This is a genomic window from Pseudomonas sp. GM25 (genome assembly GCF_000282255.1).
Lineage (GTDB): Bacteria > Pseudomonadota > Gammaproteobacteria > Pseudomonadales > Pseudomonadaceae > Aquipseudomonas > Aquipseudomonas aphyarum.
This window is the reverse complement of sequence record NZ_AKJQ01000059.1, coordinates 14,800-25,811: the sequence shown is the minus strand read 5'-3', so window position 1 is coordinate 25,811 and position 11,012 is coordinate 14,800. Positions and strand designations below refer to the sequence as shown.

Annotated in this window: 9 protein-coding genes; all 9 read left to right on the top strand. The window is 61.7% G+C overall.

Features of this window, described 5'->3' with window-relative positions; all coding sequences use genetic code 11:
* Positions 1 to 4: 4 nt before the first annotated feature.
* Positions 5 to 742 (top strand): cephalosporin hydroxylase family protein, encoded by a 738-nt coding sequence (locus PMI24_RS23275; protein WP_007958324.1) that lies wholly within the window; start codon positions 5 to 7, stop codon positions 740 to 742.
* A 55-nt stretch (positions 743 to 797) separates the two neighbouring features.
* Positions 798 to 3,713 carry a TIGR00180 family glycosyltransferase gene (locus tag PMI24_RS23270; protein ID WP_007958322.1) on the top strand — a complete coding sequence of 972 codons (2,916 nt, stop codon included), beginning with the start codon at positions 798 to 800 and terminating at the stop codon, positions 3,711 to 3,713.
* 30 nt (positions 3,714 to 3,743) lie between these two features.
* A complete protein-coding gene (gene pseB, locus PMI24_RS23265; protein WP_007958320.1) occupies positions 3,744 to 4,745 on the top strand; it encodes a UDP-N-acetylglucosamine 4,6-dehydratase (inverting) in 1,002 nt (333 codons plus the stop codon).
* Positions 4,742 to 5,899, top strand: a complete 1,158-nt coding sequence (pseC, locus tag PMI24_RS23260) for a UDP-4-amino-4,6-dideoxy-N-acetyl-beta-L-altrosamine transaminase (protein ID WP_007958318.1) — start codon at positions 4,742 to 4,744, stop codon at positions 5,897 to 5,899. Before pseB ends, pseC begins: the two co-directional genes overlap by 4 nt.
* Before the next feature lie 31 nt (positions 5,900 to 5,930).
* A complete protein-coding gene (locus tag PMI24_RS23255; protein ID WP_007958316.1) occupies positions 5,931 to 6,551 on the top strand; it encodes a pseudaminic acid biosynthesis-associated methylase in 621 nt (206 codons plus the stop codon).
* Entirely contained in the window at positions 6,548 to 7,243 is a 696-nt protein-coding gene (pseF, locus tag PMI24_RS23250; RefSeq protein ID WP_007958315.1) for a pseudaminic acid cytidylyltransferase, read from the top strand. The genes PMI24_RS23255 and pseF overlap by 4 nt, the downstream gene beginning before the upstream one ends.
* Complete coding sequence (pseG, locus tag PMI24_RS23245; RefSeq protein ID WP_007958313.1) at positions 7,240 to 8,742, top strand: UDP-2,4-diacetamido-2,4,6-trideoxy-beta-L-altropyranose hydrolase; 1,503 nt, start codon at positions 7,240 to 7,242, stop codon at positions 8,740 to 8,742. The genes pseF and pseG overlap by 4 nt, the downstream gene beginning before the upstream one ends.
* The gene (pseI, locus tag PMI24_RS23240) at positions 8,739 to 9,791 is read left to right on the top strand and encodes a pseudaminic acid synthase (RefSeq protein ID WP_007958311.1); all 1,053 of its coding nucleotides are present in this window, start codon (positions 8,739 to 8,741) and stop codon (positions 9,789 to 9,791) included. The genes pseG and pseI overlap by 4 nt, the downstream gene beginning before the upstream one ends.
* A 226-nt stretch (positions 9,792 to 10,017) precedes the next feature.
* Positions 10,018 to 10,944: a ketoacyl-ACP synthase III gene (locus tag PMI24_RS23235; protein ID WP_007958310.1), complete on the top strand. Its 927-nt coding sequence runs from the start codon at positions 10,018 to 10,020 to the stop codon at positions 10,942 to 10,944.
* Positions 10,945 to 11,012 lie beyond the last annotated feature (68 nt).

Sequence of the window (11,012 nt, the reverse complement as noted above, 5' to 3'; positions counted from 1 at the left end):
GAAAATGACCGACAACAGCATCAACAAAGCTTTCGAAGCCGAATGCCGCGAGCAGATCGCCCAGCAGGGTGACGACCAGAAACTCACCGGCCTGGCCCGCGATTTCTTCAACGAATCGGCTAAGCACAAATACAGCTACCACTTCTCGTGGATGGGCCGTCCGATCATCCAGCTGCCGCAAGACATGATGGCCATGCAGGAAATCATCTGGCAGGTGAAGCCGGATCTGGTCATCGAGTGCGGCATCGCCCACGGCGGTTCGATCATCTACTACGCCTCCCTGCTGGAGCTGCAAGGTCACGGCGAAGTGCTGGGCATCGATCTTGACATCCGTCCACACAACCGCGAAGCCATCGAAAGCCACCCGATGAGCAAGCGCATCAAGATGATCGAAGGTTCGAGCATCGACCCGGCCATCGCTGCCCAGGTCCGCGCGGCTGCCGAAGGCAAGAAAGTCATTCTGGTGCTCGATTCCAACCACACCCACGACCACGTGCTCGAAGAGCTGCGCCTCTACGCGCCACTGGTGTCGGTCGACAGCTACTGCGTGGTGATGGACACCGTGGTTGAAGACATGCCGGCCGATTTCTTCCCGGATCGTCCATGGGGCCCGGGCGACAACCCGAAGACCGCCGTGTGGAAATACCTGGAAGAGAACAAGGATTTCGAGATCGATGTTCAGCTGCAGAACAAGCTGCTGATCACCGTGGCGCCGGACGGCTATCTGCGCCGCGTTCGTTAATTCGCAACATCACCAAAGCGTTGTCTCGGCGAGTCGCCGGTTGTGGAGAGAAGTTATGCAAGGCAAGTACAGTTCTGAACTGACGCTACCGCTCAACGAGCTGTTGACCGTAGTGCTGATTACGCACAATCGTCCGGCGTTCCTGCGTCGGGCGGTGAAGTATTACAGCAGCCTGCCCTGCAGAATCATGGTGCTGGACTCCACGGCCGAGCGGCCGGAAGGCGACTTCTCCGCAGTCGATTACCACCACGTGCCGCAGTTCGCCTACTGGGGCATGCAGGCCAAGCTGGCCTATGGCGTTGAGCAACTGACCACGCCGTACATGGTGCTGGCAGCCGACGACGACTTCATCCTGCACGATTCGCTGGCCGAGTCGGTGGGCTTCCTGCAGGCGAATCCGGATTACGGCATGTGCCACGGTTACTGCATGATGTACCTGACGCTGGGCGGTGGCGTGAGCTACTACCGCCGCGACAAGAAAGTGCAGGAAGACTATGCGTCCGAACGGGCGCAGGACCGCGTCGTCGACTACATGAGTCAGTACATCCCGCCGTTCTACGCGGTCACCCGTACCGACCTGATGAAAACCTGGCACTCGGCATTGCCGCCGGGCACCAGTTTCCAGTGGCAGGAAATCGGCCATGTGTATTTCCTGCTGGCGAGTGCCAAGGCGCGAATCCTGCCGATCCCGTATGTGGTACGCGAGATCAACTATGGCAACTCCGAGCACAGCACAGAGGTCTACCACTCGCTGACCTATATCGATGCGAAATCCGTGGCCGAACGCGAAGCCTTTGCCGTGTTCCTGGCGGGTCTGCCGACCGGCATCAAGGACTTGAATGCAGAGCAGGGCAAGGCGTTTGCCCTGCAAAGTTTCGAGGCGATGGTCGACAGTCTGCAAAGCGGCCGCGCCCTGACGGCGGAGCTGATTATCCAGTCGACCTGGAACCAGGAACTCAAGCGGCCGGACCGCCGCTTCGGCCCCCTGCAGTACGTCGAAATGCCGTTCTACAACCAGGCATTCTTCGATCGTCTGGAGCAGTTCGAATTCATGCTGCACGCGATGCCGGCCGGGCGCATTCAACTGGAAAAACTCGAGGGTGTGTGGACGCGTCAGGCGCACCTGATCCAATCGCGCAACAACGACACCCCGGCCAGCGTGCTCGACCGCCTGTGGCAGGCCCATGACCTCAATGCGTTCAACCGCACCGTTGCCAAGCGCCTGGCCGAGCAACTGGAGCTGTCCGGCGAAGGTGAGGAAGCGCTGAAGATGCGCGACTGGATCGCACGTATGGAAACGCTGACCGTCGCCGATCACCATCAGGTGTTCGACCAGATGCAGTCCGGTCGTCTGCTCAAGTGGCTGGAGTCGCGTCAAGCCGATGCGGGGCAGATCGAATCGATTGCCGAGCATCTGGCCGTGAACGGTGGTGGCCCGCAGTTCGGCATCTTCCTGCTGGATATGGATGACGACATCGACAAGTTGCAGGTCAGCCTCGACAGCCTGCTCGAAGGTCAATGCAAGGCGTTCCGCATTGTCGTGTTCACCACCGGTGAAGCACCGGCGGCGACCACTGCGCAGAACACTCTGCACTTTGTCCGCGTGACCCCCGACAATCTCGTCGACAAGCTCAACCAGAGTGCTCGTCAGTCGCCTTGCGACTGGTTGCTTCTGGCTGAGGCGGGCGATGAGTTCACTGCCGGCGGCCTGTTGCGCGCCAGCCTGGAACTGATGAATGCCGGCGGTATCAGCGCCGTTTCCACGGACGAGATTCAGCGCCGGGAAAGCGGTGCGCTGATGGATGTGTTCCGTCCGGGCTTCAATCTCGACCTGTTGTTGAGCCTGCCGGGCCTGATGGCGCGGCACTGGTTGATCCGGCGTGAAGTGTTGCTGGAAGTTGACGGCTACCGCGCCGATTTCAGCAAGGCGCTGGAGTTCGATCTGCTGCTGCGCATCATTGAACAGGGTGGCCTGAACAGCCTGGCGCACCTCGATGAGCCGTTGCTGATCACTCAGGCGCCGGAGCTGGAAGAGAATCCGCATGAGCGTCTGGCATTGCTGCGTCATCTGGGCAATCGCGGTTACAAGGCCAAGGTCACGTCGGCGGTGCCGGGGCTCTACCAGATCGATTATCACCATAGCGATCGCCCTCTGGTTTCGATCGTTATTCCGGCCGGGGACGATCTGTCCGCTTTGCAACGGTGCCTGGAAGGCGTGCTGTTGCGCACCCGCTATCACAAGTACGAAATCCTGATTGCAACCACCGCTTCGCAATCGGCCGAGGTCAATGACTGGCTCGGGACTTATCAGCATCCGAAAGTCAGCGTACTGCGCGCCGATCAATCGCTCAGCACGGCTGCGCTGTGCAACGCGGCCAGCCAGCAAGCTCAAGGCGAGTTTCTGGTGCTGTTGGCGGCGGATGCGGAGGTGGTCAATCCGAACTGGCTCGACTCGCTGCTCAACCATGCGCTGCGTCCGGAAATCGGCGTGGTCGGTCCGAAGCTGGTCGATCGCGACGGCAAGGTCAGCCAGGCCGGCCTGATCCTGGGCATGAACGGTGGTGTCGGCTCGGCATTCATCGGCGAGAAACACGACGCCGAAGGCTATCTGTACCGGTTGTCCGTGGACCAGAACTACTCGGCGGTCTCCAGCGTTTGCCTGATGGTGCGCAAAGAACTGTTCGAGGCTCTGGGTGGTCTGGACGACAGCACGTTCGCTGCCGGCTTCAGCGATGTCGACCTGTGCCTGAAAGCCGGTCAGGCCGGCTACCTGACTGTCTGGACGCCATCGGTGCAAGTCATCCATCAGGGCGATATCGCCCAGGCTGATCAGGCACTGGCTGCGTTGCAGGAAAAATGGGCGGCGGCGTTCGCCCGGGATCAGGCGTACAACGCCAACCTGAGCCTGACTGGTAAAGGCTTTGTGCTGAACGACAGTGCTTCGCTGGACTGGGCGCAATTGATCGCCTAGGTCTGGCGCACAAGGAACAGGATTCAAGACATGTTCAACGGTAAATCGATTTTCATCTCCGGTGGCACCGGCTCGTTCGGGCGCAAGTTCATCGCGCGCCTGCTCGAGCAATACCAGCCCAAGCGCGTGGTGGTGTTCTCCCGGGATGAACTCAAGCAATACGAAATGCAGCAGACGTTCAACGCGCCGTGCATGCGTTACTTCCTCGGTGACGTGCGCGATGCCGATCGTCTGCGTCAGGCCATGCGCGGCATCGATTACGTGGTGCACGCCGCGGCGTTGAAGCAGGTGCCGGCGGCGGAATACAACCCGACTGAATGCATCCGCACCAACGTCAACGGCGCGGAAAACATCATCGCCGCCGCCATCGACAACGGGGTGAAGAAAGTCGTTGCGCTGTCCACCGACAAGGCCGCAAGCCCGATCAACCTGTACGGCGCCACCAAGTTGCTGTCGGACAAATTGTTCGTCGCGGCCAACAACATTGCCGGCGAACAGCAGACGCGTTTCGCGGTGGTGCGCTATGGCAACGTCGCCGGTTCACGCGGTTCGGTGGTGCCGTTCTTCAGCAAACTGATCGCCGATGGCGCGACGGAGCTACCGATCACTGACGAGCGCATGACCCGCTTCTGGATCACCCTCGATCACGGCGTGCAGTTCGTGCTCGACAGCTTTGCGCGGATGCACGGCGGCGAAGTGTTCGTGCCGAAGATCCCGTCGATCCGCGTGGTCGATCTCGCGCGCGGCATGGCCGAACATCTGCCGCACAAGAACGTCGGCATTCGTCCGGGCGAGAAGCTGCACGAGCTGATGGTGCCGTTGGACGATGCGCGGATGACCCTGGAATTTGCCGATCACTACACGATCCAGCCGTCGATTCGTTTTACCAGCGTCGACGTGGACTTTGCCGAGGACAAACTCGGCGAACGTGGTGTGCCGGTCGGCGAAGATTTCGAGTACCGCTCCGACACCAACCCGCACTTCCTCTCGGTGGGGCAGATCGCCGAGCTGCACGCGAAGCTGTCGGTATGATTCCTTACGGTCGGCAGAGCCTCGACCAGACGGACATCGACGCGGTCGTCGAGGTGTTGCAGTCCGACTGGTTGACCCAGGGCCCGACCATCGAACGCTTCGAGCAGGCGATGGCCGAGCGTTGCCAGGCCGACTTCGCCGTGGCGGTGTGCAACGCCACGGCGGCGCTGCACATTGCCTGTCTGGCGGCAGGGCTGGGCGCGGGCGACCGCTTGTGGACCACGCCGAACACCTTTCTCGCGTCGGCCAACTGCGGGCGCTATTGCGGTGCCGACGTCGATTTCGTCGACATCGATCCGCTGACCTGGAACCTCGATGCCGAAGTTCTGGCGAGCAAACTCGATGCTGCCGAACGCGACGGCACGCTGCCCAAAGTGCTGGTGGCGGTGGCGTTCTCCGGGCAGAGCTGCGACATGCGGCGAATTGCCGAACTGGCCGAGCGCTACAACTTCACGGTGATCGAAGACGCTTCCCACGCGGTCGGCGCAAGCTATGCCGGGCGTCCGGTGGGCTGCGGTGCATTTGCCGCGATGACCGTGTTCAGCTTCCATCCGGTGAAAATCATCACCAGCGGCGAAGGCGGCATGGTGCTGACCAATCGCCCGGAACTGGCCGAGCGTCTGCAACGCTTGCGCAGCCACGGCATGACCCGCGACCCGCAGCAGATGACCGAGCCCAGTCACGGCCCCTGGTACTACCAGCAGGTCGAGCTGGGGTTCAATTACCGGATCACCGATCTGCAAGCCGCACTGGGCCTTTCGCAGCTGGGCAAACTGGACGATTTCATTGCCCGTCGCCGGGAGCTGGTCGCGCGTTACGACCGTCTGCTGGCGTACTTGCCGGTGACTGTGCCGAGCACCCAGCCGGAGGCCGAATCGGCCTGGCATCTTTACGTGGTGCGTCTGCAGACCGAGCGCATCAGCCTCAGCCATCGTCAGGTGTTCGAAGGCTTGCGTGCCGCCGGCGTCGGCGTGAACCTTCACTACATTCCGGTGCATTTGCAGCCGTACTATCGTGACCTGGGTTTCGCCGAGGGTGACTTCCCCGAAGCCGAGCGTTATTACGCCGAAGCGATCAGTCTGCCGCTGTTCCCGTTGCTGAGCGATCAGCAGCAGGACTACGTGGTCGAGCAATTGCGTCGGTTGACTGAATGAGTGCCGCTGCGGCGGGGTATGGAAAACGGTAATGCGCGATCTGAGCGAGCAGGAACAATTCTGGCAGGGCGAATTCGGCAACCAGTACGTTGAACGCAACGTCGGCCAGCCACTGGTGGCGGCCAATCTGGCGTTGTTCGCCAAGGCGCTGACCCGGACCGGGCGGATCGACTGCCTGCTGGAACTGGGCACCAACGCCGGCAACAACCTGCAGGCGCTGCGTCAGCTGCTGCCGCGCTGCGAGCTGTTCGGGGTCGAGATCAATGCCAGTGCCTGCGCCCAGGCCCGAGCGCTGGAGATTGCGAACATCTGGCACGGCTCGCTGTTCGACTTTCCCCGTGAACGCCAATACGACCTGACCCTGAGCAAAGGCGTGCTCATCCATCTGGCACCGGAGCTGTTGCCGACGGCGTATGCGCAGTTGTATGAGCTGAGTTCGCGCTACATCCTGATCGCCGAGTACTACAATCCCTCGCCGGTGGAAGTGTCCTATCGCGGCAACAGCGGCAAGCTGTTCAAGCGTGATTTTGCCGGGGAAATGCTTGACCGTTATCCTGATCTGCAACTGCTGGACTACGGCTTCGGTTATCACCGCGATCCGCAGTTTCCGGTCGACGACATCACCTGGTTCCTGCTGGAAAAACGTCCTTGAACAACGTCGCAATCATCCCGGCCCGCGGGGGCAGCAAACGCATCCCGTGCAAGAATCTCAAGCCGTTCGACGGTGTGCCGATGATTGTCCGTTCGATTCGCACGGCCCTCGATTCAGGGTTGTTCGAGCAAGTGGTGGTCAGCACCGACGACGCAGAGATCGCAGACGTGGCGCGGGCCAGCGGTGCTCACGTGCCGTTCATGCGTCCGGCGGAACTGGCCGATGATTTCACCGGCACTGCGGCGGTGATCGCGCATGCCTTGCAGCAACTGCCAGCCTTCGATTACGCCTGCTGTGTGTACGCCACGGCGCCGCTGTTGCAGGCGCGGTTTCTGCGTCAGGGCTTTGAGTTGCTGGCGCAGCATCCGGACAAGTCCTTTGCTTTTTCGGTCACCGATTTCGGCTTCCCGGTGCAGCGCGCCCTGACCCTCGACGGGCAGGGCGCGCTGACGGCGTTGTACCCCGAATTTCGCAATACCCGTTCGCAGGATCTGCCGGCTGCCTTTCAGGATGCCGGTCAGTTCTATTGGGGGCGCCGCGAGGCCTGGGTGGGTGGCGAGGTGCTGTATTCGTCGGCCAGTCTGCCGGTGATCCTGCCCCGGTATCTGGTGCAGGACATCGATACCGTCGAAGACTGGAAGCGCGCCGAATACCTTTACGCCGCCCTCAAGGCTGGTGGAGAGCTGCAATGAGAGTGCTGATCCGCGCCGACGCCTCGCCGACCATCGGCAGCGGCCACATCGCCCGTTGCCTGACGCTGGCGCGGGTGTTGCGCTCGCAAGGCAGCCATGTCGCGTTCGCCTGCCGTCGTTTGCCGGGGCATCGGCTTGATGCGTTGCAGAGCGAAGGCTTCGAGACCTTCGCGTTGCCGGATCGCTATGCCGGTGAAGACCCGGAGCAGGCCATCGAATCGATGCTGCCGTGGCAGGCGGATATCGATGCGCTGGCGGCGCAGCTGGAAGGGCAGCCCGGATTTGACTGGGTGATCGCCGACCATTACGGCCTCGATCATCATTGGCAGACTGCTGCCCGTCGCTTCGCACCACGGATTGCCGCCGTCGACGATCTGGCGACCCGGCGCTACAGCGTGAATCTGCTGCTCAATCAGAACCTTTCCGGGCTCAGCGAAAACTATCAGCCGCTGTTGCCGGCCGGGTGCCGAACGCTGCTCGGCCCGCGCTTCGCCATGCTGCGCGAAGAATTCAGTGGCCCGGCCATCGAGATCAAACCGGTGGCGCGCCGGGTGCTGGTGAATTTCGGCGGCTTCGATGCGGCGCGCCAGACTCATCACGCGATGCTGGCGCTGGCGGATTTTTCCGGGCTTGAAGTGGATTTTGTCGCCGGTGCCGACAACCCGGCCTGGACAGAGATGCAGGCGCTGGCCGAAACGCGGCCGCACTGGCGGCTGCACAGTTTTGTCAGCGATTTTCATCGGCGCATGACCGAGGCCGACCTGTTTATCGGCGCCGGCGGCGGCACCAGTTGGGAACGCGCGGCCCTGGGCCTGCCGACGATCTGCATCGCGGTGTCGAACAACCAGCAGGCCAACGGCGAGGTGATGGCGGCGGCCGGCGCGCATGTGTTCATGGGCGCGCGGGAGCAGGTCAGCGTCGAGCAACTGCGCGATGCCATCGGCTTTGTCGTGGGCAATTTTTATCTGCGCCAGAGCCTGGCCGAGCGTTCGCGGCAACTGGTCGACGGACGCGGTGCGCTGCGGGTAGCGGCGGCACTGGCCGGCGCGGTGCTCACGTTGCGTCTGGCGACGCCGGATGACGCGCAGTTGCTGTTCGACGGACGCAATGCCGAGGCGGTGCGCCGCTGGTCGCTGGACAGCGCTGAGATTGATTGGGCGCAGCACGTGAACTGGCTGGACGCGAGCCTGCGCAATCCTCAGCGGCTGCTGCTGGTGGCCGAAGCGGATGACGGCCCGGTCGGCGTCCTGCGCTACGACCTGCGCGGCTTTGAGGCAGAGGTTTCGTTGTATCTGCTCGAGGGGCGCTTCGGCCTGGGTTGGGGCAGGGCGCTGCTGGCGCAAGGTGAAGCCTTCGTGGCTGGGCACTGGCCGCAGATGACCGCCATCACCGCCCAGGTGTTGCCGGCCAATCAGCCCTCGATGAATGTTTTTCGTGACGCCGGGTTCACCCAGAGTGCCTGCGCGTTCACCAAGGTTTTGAAGGAATCCCGTCAATGAGCAGTTTCAAGATCGGCAACCGCCGGATCGGTGCCGATGCGCCGCCGTTCATCATCGCTGAAATGAGCGGCAACCATAACCAGTCGCTGGACGTCGCCTTGCAGATTGTCGAAGCGGCGGCCAGGGCCGGCGCGCATGCCTTGAAACTGCAAACCTACACCGCCGAAACCATGACCCTGGATCTGGCGCAAGGCGAGTTCTTCATCAAGGATCCGAACAGTCTGTGGGCCGGTACCTCGCTCTACGACCTGTATGAAAGGGCCCACACGCCCTGGGAATGGCATGCGCCGATCTTCGCCCGGGCCAGGGAATTGGGCATGCTCGCGTTTTCGACACCGTTCGACGACAGCGCCGTGGACTTCCTTGAAAGCCTCGATGTGCCGGCCTACAAGATCGCCAGTTTCGAGAACACCGATCTGCCGTTGATCCGCCGTGTCGCGGCGACCGGCAAACCGTTGATCATTTCCACCGGCATGGCCAGCATCGCCGAACTCGACGAAACCGTGCGCGCCGCCCGTGAAGCGGGGTGCAAGGATCTGGTGCTGCTCAAGTGCACCAGCACCTACCCGGCGACCCCGATCAACAGCAACGTGCGCACGATCCCGCATCTGCGGGAGTTGTTTGGCTGCGAGGTCGGTCTGTCCGATCATTCGATGGGCGTCGGCGTATCGGTGGCGGCGGTGGCGCTGGGTGCGACGGTGGTGGAAAAACACTTCACCCTCGACCGTGCGGCCGGTGGGGTGGACGCCAGTTTCTCGCTGGAACCTGCGGAACTGGCCAGCCTGGTGGTCGAGACCGAACGCGCCTGGCAGGCCATGGGCCAGGTCCATTACGGCGTGACCGAGGCTGAGAAAAAGTCGCTGGTCTACCGCCGGTCGCTGTACGTCACGGCCGATATGGCGGCCGGTGAACCCTTCACGGCGGCCAATCTGCGCGCCATTCGTCCCGGTCTCGGTCTGCCGCCCAAGCACACAGATGCCGTCCTCGGGCGCCGCGCGCGCCAGCCGATCAAACGCGGTACACCGCTGGACTGGTCATTGGTCGAATGACCCGATCTGTCACCGATTCGGCAAAATAGCGTGACCTGCGAGTCATAACGCGCATCTTCACTGTATTGTAATGACCGGGGAGATGGCGCCTGGCCCGTTTTCGGTTCCAGTGATAGCCCTTTGCGCTCCCCGTGGCTGCCCGTTGTGGCGGCCGTTTTCTGTTTGTCGGCGCCCCTCGAATCCTTGCGAGCGGTGGTATTGGGCTGTTTATTATTGGGAAGCCGTAATGATTGGCATAAAAAGCATTGCGAGCTACGTTCCTGTAGCCGGCGTGGACAATTACGCACAAGGTGCAAAATTCGAGAAGGATGAAGAATTCATCCTCGGCAAGATCGGTTCGGCCTTCCTCCCACGCAAAGACGCGGAACAGGAAACCTCCGATCTGTGCGTTGAAGCGGCCAATGCGCTGTTTGCCAACAACCCTGAACTGAAACGTGAATCCATCGATGCGCTGATCGTCGTCACCCAGAACGGTGACGAGGAAGGCCTGCCACACACCGCAGCCATCGTCCAGGACAAGCTCGGGCTGCCGACCAATGTCGCGGCGTTCGATATTTCCCTGGGCTGCTCCGGTTACGTCTACGGCATCTACGCGATCAAGGGCTTCATGGAAGCTGCCGGTTTGAAGAACGGCCTGCTGATCACCGCTGACCCGTATTCAAAAATCGTTGATCCGGAAGATCGCAACACCACCATGCTGTTCGGCGACGCCGCTACCGCCACCTGGATGGGCGAAGACCCGGTCTGGGCACTGGGTAAGGCCAAGTTCGGCACCGACGGTTCCGGCGCACCGCACTTGAAAGTCACCGATGGCGTGTTCTTCATGAACGGCCGCCAAGTGTTCAACTTTGCGCTGCTCAAGGTGCCGGCGCACCTGCACGAACTGCTCGACGATTCCGGCCTGAAGGCCGATGACATCGATGCCTTCTGCATCCACCAGGGCAGTGCGGCGATTGTCGACGCCGTGGCGCGGCGCTTCGAAGGCGAGCCGGAGAAGTTCATCAAGGACATGGTCGAGACCGGCAATACCGTGTCGTCCAGTGTGCCGCTGCTGCTGGAAAAACACGTGATGGATTCCGACTGGAGTCGCATCGCGATCAGTGGTTTCGGCGTCGGTTTGTCATGGGGTTCGGCGATTATTTATCGTCCTTGAGTCCGGTACGAACGACGAATACAAAAACAGCGTTCAAGGGGTAACCTTGAACGCTGTTTTTTTGCCTG

Excerpts from the sequence above, each read along its gene's own strand:
- PMI24_RS23275 (WP_007958324.1), top strand. The coding sequence starts at position 5 with ATGACCGACAACAGCATCAACAAAGCTTTCGAAGCCGAATGCCGCGAG.
- PMI24_RS23270 (WP_007958322.1), top strand. The coding sequence starts at position 798 with ATGCAAGGCAAGTACAGTTCTGAACTGACGCTACCGCTCAACGAGCTG.
- pseB (WP_007958320.1), top strand. The coding sequence starts at position 3,744 with ATGTTCAACGGTAAATCGATTTTCATCTCCGGTGGCACCGGCTCGTTC.
- pseC (WP_007958318.1), top strand. The coding sequence starts at position 4,742 with ATGATTCCTTACGGTCGGCAGAGCCTCGACCAGACGGACATCGACGCG.
- PMI24_RS23255 (WP_007958316.1), top strand. The coding sequence starts at position 5,931 with ATGCGCGATCTGAGCGAGCAGGAACAATTCTGGCAGGGCGAATTCGGC.
- pseG (WP_007958313.1), top strand. The coding sequence starts at position 7,240 with ATGAGAGTGCTGATCCGCGCCGACGCCTCGCCGACCATCGGCAGCGGC.
- pseI (WP_007958311.1), top strand. The coding sequence starts at position 8,739 with ATGAGCAGTTTCAAGATCGGCAACCGCCGGATCGGTGCCGATGCGCCG.
- PMI24_RS23235 (WP_007958310.1), top strand. The coding sequence starts at position 10,018 with ATGATTGGCATAAAAAGCATTGCGAGCTACGTTCCTGTAGCCGGCGTG.